The sequence below is a fragment of the Pseudoxanthomonas yeongjuensis genome (assembly GCF_010093345.1).
GTDB classification, from domain to species: Bacteria; Pseudomonadota; Gammaproteobacteria; order Xanthomonadales; family Xanthomonadaceae; genus Pseudoxanthomonas_A; species Pseudoxanthomonas_A yeongjuensis.
Genome location: NZ_PDWT01000001.1, coordinates 1432899 through 1447769 on the forward strand (window position 1 = coordinate 1432899; position 14871 = coordinate 1447769).

Genomic DNA, 14871 nt, shown 5'->3' on the forward strand with positions numbered 1-14871 from the left:
TGGACGTGCGGGACCCTGCATGCCTTCCCACCAGCCTGAAGCCAATGGGGGCCGCAAGACACCTCAATGGACCCCACATGAGCTATATCAAGTCACGCAAGCACGCCCCCCGGACCCGGCGTTCGCAACCCACCTTGGCGACCGCCACCCTGATAACCGGCCTGGCCCTCGCCTTGCCCGCCACGGCGGAAGTTGCGCCCGACGGCGCTTCGGACAGGAATGCGACCACGCTGGACAATGTCGAAGTCCATGGCGTGTCGGGCTACCGGGCCGAGGAAGTCGCCTCGCCCAAGTTCACCCAGTCGTTACAGGACACTCCACAGACCATCCAGGTCATCACCAGCGACCTGTTCAACCAGCAGGGCGCGACCACGTTGACCGAGGCGCTGCGCAACAGTCCTGGCGTGGGTACTTTCTACGCCGGCGAAAACGGCAACACTGCGACGGGCGACACCGTGTACATGCGTGGTTTCGACACCTCCAGCAGCATCTTCGTCGACGGTGTGCGCGACCTGGGCTCCATTTCGCGCGACCTGTTCAACATCGACCAGGTGGAAGTGACCAAGGGCCCCGCCGGCACCGACAACGGCCGTTCCGCACCGACCGGCGCCATCAACCTGGTCACCAGGCAGGCATTCCTGCGCGATGCGGTTTCCGGCACGGTGGCAGCGGGCACCGACGGGCAGAAGCGGACCACCGCCGACTGGAACCAGACCTTCGCCGACAGTGCCGCGATACGCCTGAGCGCCCTTTGGCAGGACAGCGACGTGCCGGGCCGCGACGAAGTCAACAACAAGCGTTGGGGGCTGGCTCCGTCGCTCGGATTCGGATTGGACACCGCAACCCGTTATTACCTGAACCTGTTGTACGTGAAGCAGGACAACGTACCCGACGGCTTCGTGCCCACCATCGGCCTGCCGGGTTGGACTCCACAGGCCGGCCAGGAGCCGTTGGTCGGGCACCCGGTCGATCCTGAAAATTTCTACGGGACCGATGCCGATCACGACGATGTGACTTCGCAAATGGCGACGTTCCGTTTCGAGCACGATTTCTCCGACACCCTGAAGCTGACCAACACCGCGCGCTGGGGCAAGACCGAGCAGAACTATCTGCTGACGGCATTCATGTCCACGGGAGCGAACACCGGTCTTCCCGTCGGTGCGGATCCGAACGATCTGTCCGCCTATACCCTGACCCGCGGCAATCCGACCTTCAAGGACCAGGAAAACACGATCCTCACCGACCAGTTGAACCTGCGCGTGGACTTCGCCACCGGCAGCGTGCGGCACAACCTGAGCACCGGCCTGGAGTTCACCCGCGAGGAACAGAAGCTCCGCGGCCAGGCCGCCACCAACGGCAGCGCCTGGACGCCGGCGAACCTCTACGACCCGGACACCAACGCCACCGGCCTGACCTGGGCGCACAACGGCGCCGACAGCGAAGGAAAAACCACGACTTCGTCCGTCTATGTCTTCGACACCCTCAAGTTCGGCGAGAGCTTCCTGCTGACCGCAGGCCTGCGCCTGGATGACTACAAGACGGACTATTTCGCGGTCGCACCCTGCACCACCACGCTGCCCGTTCCGCGCGGAGGCGTGGCTTGCCCGAGCGGCGTCGCCAACGGCAGCATCGTCACCACCACCGATACCGACGCGTCCGACACCTTGTTCAACTGGAAAGTGGGTACGGTCTACAAGATCGGCAATACGGTCAGCCTGTATGCCAACTACGCCTTGTCGCAACAACCGCCCGGCGGAAACAACTTCCAGCTGAGCACGGTGGAAGGCAACGTGAACAATCCGAACCTGGATCCGCAGAAAGCAAGGACCTTCGAGGTCGGCACCAAGTGGAACCTGCTGGATGACGCGCTGGCACTGAACCTGGCCCTGTTCCAGACCGAGGTAAGCAACGAAATCACCGGCAGCGCGGCGGAAGGATTCTTCCAGAACGGGAAAAAGAGCGTGAATGGCCTCGAAGTCTCGGCCGTCGGCAGGATCACGGAGAACTGGTCGGTTTCGGCCGGCTACACCCACCAGCAGACCAAGATCGATGAAGGCGCGCTGGTCACCGCTGACGGCACCAACAACCTCAGCTACACGCCCGAAGATGCGTTCACCAGTTGGACCACATATCGCTTGCCGTTCGGCCTGACCCTGGGTGGCGGCATCCGTTATTCCGGCGAAACCCACCGCGGCACCGATGGCGCGGTCGGCACGCCGGCCTTCACCAAGTCGTACACAGTCTACGACGCCGTCGCCTCGTATGAAGTCAACGATCACCTGGTGCTCCGCCTGAACGCCTACAACCTGTTCGACAAGCAATACGTAGCCGCGATCAACAAGAGCGGCTACCGCTACACGCCGGGCACGCCACGCACGTTCCTGCTGAGCGCGGACTTCCGCTTCTAGGCCGAGGATGATACGAAGGGGAGGCCCGGCTTCCCCTTCGTTGTTCCAAAGGAATAACCATGCTGCTGCATATCCCCGAAGTCCTGACCCAAGGCGAGCTGACGCAGCTGCGGCAGTCGCTGGATGCGGCCGGCTGGACCGATGGCCGGGAAACCGTGGGCGTGCAGGGCGCGCAGGTCAAGCGCAACGAGCAGCTGCCCGATGTCTCGCCACTGCGCAAGGAACTGGGGCAGGTGGTGCTGTCCGCACTGCAAAGGAGCCCGCTGTACTTCGCCGCGGCCCTGCCGCTGCGCACCTTGCCTCCACGGTTCAACCGTTATCAGGGCGGCGGCGAATACGGCTTCCACATCGACGGCTCGGTCATGCTGACGAACCAATCTGGCGCGCCCCACAGCCACGTCCGCTCGGACATCTCCTGCACGCTGTTCCTGTGCGATCCCGAGGAATACGACGGCGGCGAACTCGTGGTCAGCGACACCTATGGCGAGCATGAAGTGAAACTGCCCGCGGGCGACATGGTGATCTACCCCTCGAGCAGCCTGCACAAGGTGCAGCCCGTCACCCGTGGCGCGCGGCTGGCCTCGTTCTTCTGGGTGCAAAGCATGGTCCGCGACGATGCGCAGCGCCGTCTGCTGTTCGACATGGACACCTCGATCGAAAGCCTGCGGCGGACCAACGCCGATGCGCAGGCCGTGCTCCAGCTCACCGGCATCTACCACAATCTGCTGCGCCGCTGGGCCGAGGTCTGAGCGCGATGCCGGAGTCTTCCAGCCTTGCCAGCACGCAACAACGTCGCGGCTTCTGGCTGCGTACGCTGCACCAGTGGCACTGGATCAGTTCGGCGGTGTGCCTGATCGGCATGTTCCTGTTCGCGGTGACTGGCATCACCCTGAACCATGCAGCGAAGATCGAAGCCAGGCCGCAGGTGGCCAACCAGGCCGCGCAGTTGCCACAGACTCTGCTTGCAGGACTCGGCGAGCGCAAGGAGGGCAATGCGCCGCTCCCGTCCGCGGTCTCGGACTGGCTGGGCGACAGGCTTTCGATCGCCATCGGCGCGCGCGCGGCCGAATGGTCGGAGGAAGAAATCTACCTGTCCATGCCGACCCCCGGCGCCGATGCCTGGCTCAGCATCGACCGCGCCAGCGGTGCGGTGGAATACGAAAGCACCGACCGCGGCTGGATTTCCTACTTCAACGACCTGCACAAGGGCCGCAACGCGGGACCGGCGTGGAGCTGGTTCCTGGACATCTTCGCCGTCGCCTGCCTGGTGTTCTGCATCACCGGCCTGTTCCTGTTGCAGATGCATGCCAAGCAACGGCGCATGACCTGGCCGTATGTCGGCCTGGGCCTGGTGATTCCGCTGTTGCTTGCCCTGCTTTTCATCCACTGACACCAACCTCCAAAGAGTCGACTCCATGTCCAGGATCAACGTCACCACCCAACTGACCATCGCCCTGAGCGGATTGCTGGCGATGCCGGCGTATGCGGCGGAACTCAACCTCAGCGTCGAGATCCCGCAGTTGAACGTGGCCGAATACCACCGGCCCTATGTCGCGGTCTGGGTGGAAGGCGCCGACCAGAAAGCCGTGGCCAATCTTTCGCTCTGGTACCAGACCAAGGACACCAAGGAAGGCCACGGCACCAAGTGGCTACCCGACCTGCGCCAGTGGTGGCGCAAGTCAGGGCGCACGCTGAAGGTGCCGGTGGACGGCGTCAGCGGCCCTACTCGCCCGGTCGGCAAGCACGCGTTGAAATTCGGCGACAAGCAGTCCGAGCTGTCGAAACTGGCGCCGGGCAGCTACACCCTGGTGGTCGAAGCCGTGCGTGAAGTCGGCGGGCGCGAGCTGGTCAAGATTCCCTTCATCTGGCCCGCGAAGGCGCCACAGTCGGGCAATGCGCAAGGCAGCAGCGAACTCGGCGTCGTGGCCTTGGCGATCAAGCCCTGATTTTTTGTGTGGGAGGGGCTTCAGCCCCGACTGCCCTGGCGACAAGCAGTCGGGGCTGAAGCCCCTCCCACAAGTTCGATGAACTTCGCTTTCTTCTTCCACTTTTGCAGGAGCACTTCATGAAACGCACCGCACTCGCGCTTGTTCTCTCGCTCGCCGTCCTTCCCTTCACCGCCAGCGCACACAAGGCCTGGCTGCAGCCGTCGCAGACGGTGATCGCCGGCACCGATCCCTGGATCACCGTGGACGCCGCCGTGTCCAACGACCTGTTCTACTTCAACCACGTGGCCCTGCCGCTGGAGCGCGTGGCCATCACCGCGCCGGACGGGAGCAAGGCGGAAGCGCAGAACGGGGCCATCGGCAAATTACGCAGCGTGTTCGACGTGCAGTTACAACAGCAGGGCACCTACCGCATCGCCATGGTCAATAACGGCCTGTCCGCCAACTGGGAAGAGGAGGGCAAGCCCAAGCGCTGGCGCGGCACGGCGGCGACGTTCGCCACCGAAGTGCCCCAGGATGCGAAGGACCTGAAGGTCTCGCAATCGGTAGGCCGCGTGGAAACCTTCGTCACCAATGGTGCACCCAACGACACCGCGTTGAAGCCGACCGGCGAAGGCATCGAACTGGTGCCTGTCACCCATCCCAATGACCTGTTCGCGGGCGAGGAAGCAAAGTTCAAACTGCAGATCGACGGCAAGCCGGCGGCGGGACTGGAGCTGGAAATCGTCCGCGGCAGCACCCGCTATCGCAATGCGCAGGACGAGATCAAGGTCACTACCGATGCCGATGGCGCGTTCAGCGTGACCTGGCCGGAAGCGGGCATGTACTGGCTGGAAACCACGGCCCAGGACGACAAGACCTCCCTGCCCCAGGCCAAGCAGCGCCGCCTGAGTTATGTGGCCACGCTGGAAGTGCTGCCGCAGTAATCGACCGCAAGGTCGACCTCGTCGTCGTGCAGGCACGGATGACGAGGGCGATTGCAGATGACGACGCCCCCCGCGATCCACGCCTCTCCATCGGCTGCCGCGCTCCACACCCTGCATGGCGAAACCATGGGGACTTCGTGGTGCGTGAAGCTGGTGGCTTCGCCGCGCGCGGATTCGCATGTCTTGCACGCCGGCATCCAGCAGCGGCTGGATCGGGTGGTGGCGCAGATGAGCAACTGGGAAGCGGATTCCGACCTCGGCCGCTTCAACCGGTCCGCCGCGGGTAGCTGGCATCGATTGCCGGAGGAGTTCTTCGAAGTGTTGTCGTACGCGCTGGAAATCGCGCGCGATAGCGAAGGCGCGTACGACCCCACGATCGGGGCGCTGGTCGAAGCCTGGGGATTCGGTCCCGCGCAACATGCGCACGCGATTCCGGCCGACATCGCTTTGTCCACGGCACGAGCCGACGCAGGCTGGCAGCGGTTGATATTGGATGCAGAAAAATCGAGCGCCCTGCAGCCGGGTCGCCTCCAGCTGGATCTCTCCGCGATCGCCAAGGGCTATGGCGTGGACCTGGTGGCGCGGCACCTGCGCGATATCGGCATCGCCGCCGCGCTGGTCGAAGTCGGCGGCGAGCTTTACGGCTACGGACGCAAACCCGACGACAGCGCATGGCAGGTATTGGTGGAGGCTTCGCCCGATGAGGATGCCGTTGATGCGACCGATCCACGCGTGATCGCGCTGGATGGCATCGCCATCGCCACCTCGGGCGATCATTGGCATGCATTCGAGCAGCAGGGAATGCGCTATTCGCACACCCTGGACCCGCGCACCGGCAAGCCGGTCGAACACGCGCCCGCCGCAGTCACGGTGATCGCCGACGACGCCATGCGCGCCGATGCCTGGGCCACGGCGTTGACCGTGATGGGTGCGACGGCCGGATTCGAACTCGCGCAATCGCGGAACCTGGCCGCCCGCTTCGCCTCGCGCACCGAGCATGGTTTGCGCGAGCACATGACCGACGCCTTCCTGGCGCGGTTGCCTGCATGAGCGGCGGAGCTTCCCAAGCATCGTGGAATACACGGGCGTTCTGGGGCAACGCCGCGTTGCTGTCGTTGCTGGCCGTGCTCGGCTTCGCCTTGTCCGCTCTGCAGGCAGGCGACTGGTGGACGGCAGCGCCACGCAATGCCCGCTGGGCCGGGGCCGCGATAACGGTACTTGCCTATGCGTTGTTCTGCGGAGCGATCCTGTGGCGCTCGCGCCCGCGACGGGAGCGCGACGAGACTCCTGCAGGACCGGGAGCCTGCTTCGTCCTCGTCGCCTACGCCAGCCAGACCGGCTTCGCCCGGCAACTGGCCGAACGCAGCGCGGAAAGTCTGCGCCAATCCGGCCTGACCGTGAAACTGCGCGCACTCGGCCAGGTCGATGGCGAGTTGCTGGCAACGGTCGGACGCGCCCTGTTCGTGGTCAGCACCACCGGCGAAGGCGACCCACCGGATCCTTCGCTCGGCTTCGTGCGCGGGGTGATGGCGCAGCCGGCAACGCTGGGACATCTGCGCTATGCCGTGCTGGCCCTGGGCGACCGCGAATACGAACATTTCTGCGGTTTCGGCCACCTGCTCGACGACTGGCTGCGCCGGCATGGCGCGCGGCCGTTGTTCGATCTGGTCGAAGTCGACAACGCCGATGAAAGCGCGCTGCGTCACTGGCAGCATCATCTGGGCCAGATCGGCGGCGTCACCGACCTGCCGGACTGGACTCCGCCGCGCTACGAACCGTGGATCCTGCGCGAACGCCACGAGCTCAACCCCGGCAGCGTGGGCGGCGGCGTATTCCGTCTCGCGATCGCGCCACCCGCCGGCACCGCTCCTGCATGGGAAGCGGGCGATATCGCCGAGATCGGGCCGCGCCATTCCGCCCAGTCCGTGGCGATGCTGCTGCAAACGGCTGGCTTGCCCGACGATGCGATCGTGGAAGCCGATGACGCGCAGGAATCCCTGGCAACTTTGCTGGCGCGCTCGCATCTTCCCACCGCCGATGAAATCCGCTCCCTCGACGCCCAGACCATCGCGGACACGCTCAAGCCGCTTCCGCATCGCGAGTACTCGATTTCCTCCCTACCCGCTGATGGCACCGTGCAGATCCTGCTGCGCAGGATGCTGCGCCCGGACGGCACTCCGGGCATCGGTAGCGGCTGGTTGTGCGACCACGCCCCGATCGGTGGCGAGATAGCGTTGCGCTTGCGCAGCAATCCCAACTTCCACGTTCCCGATCCCGCCAGGCCGATGATCATGGTCGGCAACGGCACCGGCATCGCCGGGCTGCGGGCGTTGCTGAAAGCACGCATTGCCGCAGGCGCGCGCCGCAACTGGCTGCTGTTCGGCGAACGCAACGCCGACCGCGATTTCTTCCATGGCGACGAAATCCGCGCATGGCAATCGCAGGGCTTCCTGCAACGCATGGACCTGGCTTTCTCGCGCGACCAGGATCGACGCATCTATGTGCAGCACAGGCTACAAGCCGCAGGCGAGGCCTTGCGCGAATGGGTGGGCGCGGGCGCGGCGATCTATGTCTGCGGCAGCCTGGCCGGAATGGCGCCGGGCGTGGATGCGGCGTTGCGTTCCACGTTGGGCGATGACCGGGTCGAACAGATGCTGGCGGACGGCCTGTATCGCCGCGACGTGTATTGACCCGTTCGTAGGAGCGCCCCTTGGGCGCGATGCTTTTGCTCGGCGGTCCACGAAAAGCATCGCGCCCAAGCTCCTACAGTCGGTTCAGCTTGATCGCCAGCAATTCGCCGCCGCCTTCCAGCGCATAGCGCCGACGCTCGTTTCCATCGATCAACAGCGCGGTATCTCCGGCCCACAAGTCGGGCAGGCCCGAAGCACGGTCGAATTTCGCCTGGCCAGACAGCAGGTGGATCGCCCAGCTCGTTCCCGGCTCGGTGAAGAACAGCATCGGCCCCACCAGCGGGCGGTGCAGCAGTTCGGCGGCGATCGCGTCGCGTCGCCACATCAGGTTGAAATCGTGGGTCGGCCCGTCCAGCAATTCGCTGCTCACCACGCGCTCGCCGGCAAAGCGGATGCGTTCGTGCGGCGGTTGCAATTCACGGACCTCGCCATCCTCGAAACGCAATCGCAGCCCGTTGCCGCGAATCAGCACCAGTTCCCGGTCGATACCGGGGAACACGGAAAACGGTCCATCCTGCTCGATCTCCGCAATCGACAGACGCCAGTCCCAATCCTCGCGATCGGGCATGCGCGCGATCTCGCGGGTCCAGCCGGTTCCGTTCTTCCAGCGCACCCGCCGGTACTCGTTGGCCGGAATCACCTTCGATGCATCCGCCATGCCACTACTTCTCCGTTTGGATTCCGGGAGAGTTTAACCGCCACGCAAGACATCGCCCGGCCGCACTTCCTGTGCGGGCCGGGCGATGGTTACTTCCCTGTGGGCTTCTTGCCGACGACTGGCGGCTTCCTGCCCCGTTACTCTCCAGGCAGACTCGACGGCTGCCTGGCGATGCAAGTACGTCCTTGTCGGCATCCTTGCCGTGATCCCCCTGGCTTCCTGCCCCCTGCGCCACGCCGCGTCCCTGTAACGAGACGTGATGCGGGGATGTTCCGATCAGCGGCGGGTTACCGGCTTGGCCTTGGGCGCGGCCGCGGCATTGCCCGCCGCAGGCTTCTGTGCCGGTGCGGCGCGGCCGAGCTCGATGCGGTCGCGGTTCTTTTCCACGGTCTTCAGACCGATGCCCTTGACCATGGCCAGTTCCTCGGCGCTCTTGAACACGCCGTTGGCCTTGCGGTAATCGACGATGGCCTGGGCCTTGGCCGCGCCCACGTTGACCAGCACCGCATCGATGGTGGCCGCGTCGGCGGTGTTGATGTTGACCTTGTCGGCGGCGTAGGCGCTGGTGGCCAGCAGCAGCGACAGGGCGATGGATTTGAGGATGATGGCGAACGATTTCATGGCAACTCTCCTTGTGGCGATGGTTGGGGTTCGCCGGGGCCGGAACCTTCCGTCCGCCGGTGTGGACAGTCTCCGCCAGTACCTTTGGCGAAAATATCGCCGGAACCCGGCAAGCGATGCCGGGGTTTGCCGCGCTGGCCTGTAGGGAAACCCCTACCCTCCGCCCCTGGCCGCAGGATCGGCATTCCGCATGCGGTCCTTCCTGTCCATTGCGGCGTCGATGCCCGCAAAAACCTACAGGCGTAGAATCGGCGTACATGCAAGCAACCGGAGAAACCATGGATACCGCCAAGATCGACCGCTTCGTCGCCGCCAAATGGGACGACGAAATCGTGCCCCAGCTGGTCGAATACATCCGCATCCCCAACAAGTCGCCGATGTTCGACAAGGACTGGGTGGCGCACGGCTACATGGACGATGCGGTGAAGCTGATGGAAACGTGGGCGCGTAGCCAGCCGATCCCGGGCATGCAACTGGAAGTGGTCCGCCTGGAAGGGCGCACACCACTGATCTTCATCGAGATCCCGGCTAGTGGTCCTGATACCGGCGCCGACACCGTGCTGCTCTACGGCCATCTGGACAAGCAGCCGGAAATGACCGGCTGGGATGATGGCCTGGGTCCGTGGACCCCGGTGATCAAGGGCGACAAGCTGTTCGGCCGCGGCGGCGCCGATGACGGCTACGCGATCTTCGGTTCGCTGGCCGCGATCCAGGCGCTGCAGGAACAAGGCGTGCCGCATGCGCGCTGCGTGGTGCTGATCGAGGCCTGCGAGGAATCCGGCAGCTACGACCTGCCCGCCTACGTCGATCATCTGGCCGAACGCATCGGCAAGCCGTCGCTGGTGGTCTGCCTGGATTCGGGCTGCGGCAACTACGACCAGCTCTGGTGCACCACCTCGCTGCGCGGCATGGCCGGCGGCAATTTCTCGGTCAAGGTGCTGTCCGAAGGCGTGCACTCCGGCGATGCCTCGGGCATCGTGCCTTCCAGCTTCCGCATCCTGCGCGAACTGATCTCGCGCCTGGAAGATGAAATCAGCGGGAAGATCAAAGCCGAAGGCCTGTTCGTGGATATTCCGCAGGAACGCCTTGAACAGGCGTCCAAGGTGGCCGAGGTGCTGGGCACGGAGGTCTACGACAAATTCCCGTTCCTGCCCGGCATGCAGCCCATGGCGGACGACCTGACCGAACTCGTCCTCAACCGCACCTGGCGCCCGGCCCTGTCGGTCACCGGTGCCGATGGCTTGCCGCCGCTTGACTCGGCCGGCAACGTATTGCGCCCCCATACCGCGGTAAAGCTGTCCCTGCGCCTGCCACCCACCCTGGATGGCAAGCGCGGTGGCGAAATCCTGAAGGAGCTGCTGTTGCGCGATCCGCCCTATGGCGCCCAGGTCGAGCTGGCACTGGAGAAGGCCTCCAGCGGCTGGAATGCGCCGGCGCTTTCGCCGTGGCTTTCCAATGCCATCGAAGCCGCGTCGCAGGCCGCGTTCGGCAAGCCGGCGATGTACATGGGCGAAGGCGGCACGATTCCGTTCATGGGCATGCTGGGCGAGAAATTCCCCGGTGCGCAATTCATGATCACCGGCGTGCTGGGTCCGCATTCCAATGCGCATGGGCCCAACGAGTTCCTACACATCCCCATGGGCAAGCGGGTCACCGCCTGCGTGGCCAGGGTCATCGCCGACCACCATGGCGCCAGCCTCCGCGGCGAGACCATGGGCGTGGCCGCGGTGGCCGGCGGCGACCAGCATGGCGAGCATGGCTGCTGCTGATCGGTCCATTCGCAACTGTCGGGGCAGGCCGGTCTGGCCTGTCTCCGGGTCTTGCGCTACGCTCCAGCCACCCCACGCAACCCGAATCGGAGTCTTCAGATGGAACAGATCTTTGGTGGCGGCATCCTGTGGACCCTGCTGATCGGCTTCATCGCCGGCCTGCTGGCGCGTGCGCTCAAGCCCGGCGACGACAAGCTCAATATCATCTGGACCATCGTGCTCGGCGTTGCCGGCGCATTGCTGGCGCGGTTCGTGGGCGGCGCCCTGGGCTGGTACGGACCTGGCGATGCGGCCGGTTTCATCGCCTCGGTCGTCGGCGCGGTCATCCTGCTCTTCATCTATGGAATGGCGAAGAAGAAGCGGGCCTGATTACCCGAATCGATGGAGCAAGGAAGAAGCCCCGCGATGCGGGGCTTTTTTCGTGCGGCGCTTACCCGTAGGAGCGGGTCTTGCCCGCGATGCTCTTCGTTGGGATCGTGGGCAGGATCGAAAGGCATCGCGCCCATGGGCGCTCCTACCGGGAATCACGATGTTTTCCGGAATCCATCTCGCATGCGTGTTGCGCGCCGGTTTACCCTGTGCACCTGCGAGGCCGGCCGGCCCGGGAAGCCCATGACGACGAATCCCCAGCTTCAGGAAGATCGCGAATCCGTCCGCCTGGCCTGGGCACGGCAGGTACTGGACGACGACAGCGCCCAGTTGCAGCGCGCGTCGGTGGATGCCGGCCATCGCAGTTACTGGCGCAGCAGCGGCCGCGGGCCGGACCGGATCGTGATGGATTCGCCGCCCCTGCTCGAAGATGTGCGCCCATGGTTGAAGATGCACGACCTGCTGGAAAGCGGCGGCGTGCGCGTGCCGCAGGTGCTGGCGCGCGACGCGGACGCCGGCTTCCTGCTGTTGGAGGACCTCGGCGGCCCCACCCTCGCCCAGGCGCTCGACGAAGGCAATGCGGATGCGTATTTCGAAGCCGCCATGACCCAGCTGCTGCGCCTGCAATCGATAGCGCCACCCGCAGATATGGGCGAGTTCGGCGAAGCCCTGTTGCAACGCGATGCGGGCTTGTTCGAAGAATGGTTCCTGCAGCGGCACCTGCGCCTGGAACTGGATTGCGGCGAGGTCGAACAGTTGCAAGGGGTGCAGCGTCGGCTGATGGACAACGCGCTTGCGCAGGCGCAGGTACTGACCCACCGCGATTTCATGCCACGCAACCTGATGCCGGCGCAGCCGGAGCCGGCGGTGCTGGATTTCCAGGACTGCGTGCGCGGTCCGATCGCCTACGATCCGATCAGCCTGTTCAAGGATGCCTTCCTCAGCTGGCCGCTGGCACGCGTGGACGGCTGGCTGGAGCAATACCACCAGCGTGCGCAGGCGGCCGGTCTGCCGGTGCCCGCACTGGCGCGATTCCAGCGCGATGCGGACTGGCTGGGCGTGCAGCGCCACCTGAAGATCCTGGGCATCTTCGCGCGTCTGCATTACCGCGACGGCAAATCGAAATACCTGGTCGATGTACCGCGCTTCATCGCTTATCTGGATGAAGTATTGCCGCGCTACCCGCAACTGCAGCCGCTTGCCGATTTGCTGGAATCCCGAATCAAGCCTGCGCTGCAGTCGAAGGCCAGCGCATGAAGGCCTTGATCTTCGCCGCCGGCCTGGGCGAGCGCATGCGTCCACTGACCGATACGACGCCGAAACCGCTGCTGCACGCCGGTGGCAAGCCGTTGATCGCCTGGCACCTGGAAAAGCTCGCGGCCCTGGGCATACGCGACGTGGTGATAAACACCAGTTGGCTGGCGCAACGGTTTCCCGAGCTGCTCGGCGATGGCGCACGCTGGGGATTGCATCTCCACTATTCCTACGAAGGCGACACTCCGCTGGAAACGGGCGGCGGCATGCGGCACGCGCTGCGCCTGCTCGGCGAGCCGCCCTTCATCGCGCTCAATGGCGACATCTGGACGGACTTCGATTTCGCTACATTGCCAGCCGAGCCGCGGGGCGATGCGCACCTGGTCCTGGTCGACAATCCGGCGCACAACCCGCGCGGCGATTTCGCGCTTGATGGCCAGGGACAGGTTCATTCCGACGGCCCCGAACGCCTCACCTTCAGCGGCATCGGCGTCTATCGTGCGCGCCTGCTCGAAGGCTGGCGCAGCGTCATCGGCGATGTCGCGGGAGTCGACGGGCATCCACCGCGTTTCAAACTGGCGCCACTGCTGCGTGCGGCCATGGCGCGCGGAGCCGTAGGCGGATCGCATCATGGCGGCCGCTGGACCGACGTGGGTACTCCGCAACGGCTCGAGGCACTGGATCGGGAATTGACCCGACCGGATTGATACCGCTGCGACGCTTGCCGCTGCCCATCCGTATCCTCTAGCGATGTCTTCCCTCCCCGAATCCAATCCCGAAGAAGCCGCGCTGCTGCGCAAGGCGCGATGGGGAGACCACGACGCGTTCGCTCGCCTGTACCGGGCGCACGCCAAGGCGATCCACGCACTGGCCTACCGCCTGACCGGCAATGCCGCCGCAGCCGAGGACATCACCCAGGACACCTTCCTGAAGATGCTCGGCTTCCTGTCGGGATTGCGAACCGATGCGCCATTGCGGCCGTGGCTGAAACGGGTGGCGGCCAACGCCGCGATCGATCGCCTGCGCCGCGAACAACGATTCGTCGCCGAGACGGACGACGACGCATGGCCCGACGACGGTGCCAGCCCCGCCGAGAACCTGGAGCTATTGGGCATGCTGCGACGGCTGCCGCCGCTGGCGCGTACCGTGGTGTGGCTGCATGAAATGGAAGGCTGGTCCCATCCGGAACTGGCCGAGCGCTTCGGACGCAGTCCAAGCTGGTCGAAATCGATCGTCTCGCGCGCCCTGGCCCGGCTGCGCGACGATCTGGAAACTGGAGTCAAAGATGATTGAACCTTCCACCCAAGTGCGCCAGGAGCTGCACGATCTTCCCGAGATCCCGCTGCCCGATGCGCTGTGGCGGCGCGTGGAGGCCGGGCGCAGGCTGAAAATCCGGCAACGGAAACTCTTTACCGGCATCGCCTCGCTGGCGCTGGTCGCGGTGCTGGCAACGCCACTACTCGCACCGCTATTCACCGATACCGATGTCCTACGGAGCGAACCGCTGGCTGTGCACCAGCCCGTGCGCAGCGAGCAGGATGTCCACGCCGAGCTGCATGCCATCGACCGTGCATTGCAGGCAGCTTACGACCGTGGCGCCAGCGATGCGGAAATCGCGCCGATGTGGGTGGTGCGCAACACGTTGCTTGCGGACAGCCAGCCGCGCCCGGCCAAACCAAGAATCGACCGAAGCTGACCAAGGAGTTCCATGATGCCCTTCCAGACCCATCTCGCCATCGCATTGCTGGCAGCAGCTCCGATCCTCGCATTCTCCGACCATGCCCATGCAGCAGGCGGCAACATGTCCTGCGGCCATGTAAGCACCGAGGCAGGCGTCGTTCCCAGCAGCAAGGATATTTTTCAGGCTGCGATCACCCAGATCGACGGACGCGCACCGAGACTGCACAGGTACCAGCACAAGCTCGATGCAGGCAAACACATCCTGGCGATAGGCGAACGCATCGACTCAACGCGGCTGAATTCAGCCCAGCTGACGCAAATCCAGAAAATGCAGCGGTCCACTCCCTCCGGCTTCTTCAAGGCGCTGATACTCGACGTGCAACCCGGAATCAACTATCGCCTCGGCGTCCGCTTGCTGCGGGACAAACTGGATACCCAAAGCATCCGCGACAACGCCTATTGGGAGCCGGTGGTCTGGGAGGAAGTCCCTCAAGCCTGCCCCTGAACACGCGTCGATAACCGGCAATCCGTCCCGCAAGCAATGCAAGTC

At 64.8% G+C, this 14871-nt stretch carries 16 protein-coding genes; 14 read left to right on the forward strand and 2 right to left on the reverse strand.

All coding sequences use genetic code 11. The annotated features are described in order from the left end of the window. Positions 1 to 77 precede the first annotated feature (77 nt). From CSC74_RS06395 to CSC74_RS06425, 7 genes are all read left to right on the forward strand, one after another. A complete protein-coding gene (locus tag CSC74_RS06395; protein WP_162313529.1) occupies positions 78 to 2408 on the forward strand; it encodes a catecholate siderophore receptor Fiu in 2331 nt (776 codons plus the stop codon). A gap of 59 nt (positions 2409 to 2467) precedes the next feature. After that, the gene (locus tag CSC74_RS06400) at positions 2468 to 3157 is read left to right on the forward strand and encodes a Fe2+-dependent dioxygenase (RefSeq protein WP_162313530.1); all 690 of its coding nucleotides are present in this window, start codon (positions 2468 to 2470) and stop codon (positions 3155 to 3157) included. A gap of 5 nt (positions 3158 to 3162) precedes the next feature. Next, the gene (locus CSC74_RS06405) at positions 3163 to 3798 is read left to right on the forward strand and encodes a PepSY-associated TM helix domain-containing protein (protein ID WP_162313531.1); all 636 of its coding nucleotides are present in this window, start codon (positions 3163 to 3165) and stop codon (positions 3796 to 3798) included. 25 nt (positions 3799 to 3823) lie between these two features. Beyond that, entirely contained in the window at positions 3824 to 4354 is a 531-nt protein-coding gene (locus CSC74_RS06410) for a DUF2271 domain-containing protein (RefSeq protein ID WP_162313532.1), read from the forward strand. A gap of 119 nt (positions 4355 to 4473) precedes the next feature. Then, positions 4474 to 5280, forward strand: a complete 807-nt coding sequence (locus tag CSC74_RS06415) for a DUF4198 domain-containing protein (protein WP_162313533.1) — start codon at positions 4474 to 4476, stop codon at positions 5278 to 5280. Between the two features lie 75 nt (positions 5281 to 5355). After that, positions 5356 to 6330, forward strand: coding sequence for an FAD:protein FMN transferase (locus tag CSC74_RS06420; RefSeq protein ID WP_162313745.1), 975 nt, complete (start codon positions 5356 to 5358; stop codon positions 6328 to 6330). Beyond that, positions 6327 to 7970, forward strand: a complete 1644-nt coding sequence (locus CSC74_RS06425; RefSeq protein ID WP_162313534.1) for a flavodoxin domain-containing protein — start codon at positions 6327 to 6329, stop codon at positions 7968 to 7970. Before CSC74_RS06420 ends, CSC74_RS06425 begins: the two co-directional genes overlap by 4 nt. Before the next feature lie 73 nt (positions 7971 to 8043). Here the strand turns inward: CSC74_RS06425 and CSC74_RS06430 are convergent, their stop codons facing one another. Further along, entirely contained in the window at positions 8044 to 8628 is a 585-nt protein-coding gene (locus tag CSC74_RS06430; protein WP_162313535.1) for a HutD/Ves family protein, read from the reverse strand. A gap of 276 nt (positions 8629 to 8904) precedes the next feature. Further along, positions 8905 to 9249, reverse strand: a complete 345-nt coding sequence (locus CSC74_RS06435; RefSeq protein WP_162313536.1) for a ComEA family DNA-binding protein — start codon at positions 9247 to 9249, stop codon at positions 8905 to 8907. 278 nt (positions 9250 to 9527) lie between these two features. Between CSC74_RS06435 and CSC74_RS06440 the strand changes: the two genes are divergently transcribed. From CSC74_RS06440 to CSC74_RS06470, 7 genes are all read left to right on the forward strand, one after another. Beyond that, positions 9528 to 11018 carry a M20 family metallopeptidase gene (locus tag CSC74_RS06440; RefSeq protein ID WP_162313537.1) on the forward strand — a complete coding sequence of 497 codons (1491 nt, stop codon included), beginning with the start codon at positions 9528 to 9530 and terminating at the stop codon, positions 11016 to 11018. Between the two features lie 99 nt (positions 11019 to 11117). Continuing rightward, positions 11118 to 11387 (forward strand): GlsB/YeaQ/YmgE family stress response membrane protein, encoded by a 270-nt coding sequence (locus CSC74_RS06445; protein ID WP_162313538.1) that lies wholly within the window; start codon positions 11118 to 11120, stop codon positions 11385 to 11387. A 243-nt stretch (positions 11388 to 11630) separates the two neighbouring features. After that, positions 11631 to 12644: an aminoglycoside phosphotransferase family protein gene (locus CSC74_RS06450; RefSeq protein ID WP_162313539.1), complete on the forward strand. Its 1014-nt coding sequence runs from the start codon at positions 11631 to 11633 to the stop codon at positions 12642 to 12644. Beyond that, positions 12641 to 13348: an N-acetylmuramate alpha-1-phosphate uridylyltransferase MurU gene (gene murU / locus CSC74_RS06455; protein ID WP_162313540.1), complete on the forward strand. Its 708-nt coding sequence runs from the start codon at positions 12641 to 12643 to the stop codon at positions 13346 to 13348. The genes CSC74_RS06450 and murU overlap by 4 nt, the downstream gene beginning before the upstream one ends. A gap of 43 nt (positions 13349 to 13391) precedes the next feature. Continuing rightward, positions 13392 to 13934 carry an RNA polymerase sigma factor gene (locus CSC74_RS06460; protein WP_162313541.1) on the forward strand — a complete coding sequence of 181 codons (543 nt, stop codon included), beginning with the start codon at positions 13392 to 13394 and terminating at the stop codon, positions 13932 to 13934. Then, a complete protein-coding gene (locus CSC74_RS06465) occupies positions 13927 to 14337 on the forward strand; it encodes a hypothetical protein (RefSeq protein ID WP_162313542.1) in 411 nt (136 codons plus the stop codon). The genes CSC74_RS06460 and CSC74_RS06465 overlap by 8 nt, the downstream gene beginning before the upstream one ends. Positions 14338 to 14352: 15 nt before the next feature. Further along, positions 14353 to 14826: a hypothetical protein gene (locus tag CSC74_RS06470; protein WP_162313543.1), complete on the forward strand. Its 474-nt coding sequence runs from the start codon at positions 14353 to 14355 to the stop codon at positions 14824 to 14826. Positions 14827 to 14871: the final 45 nt, after the last annotated feature.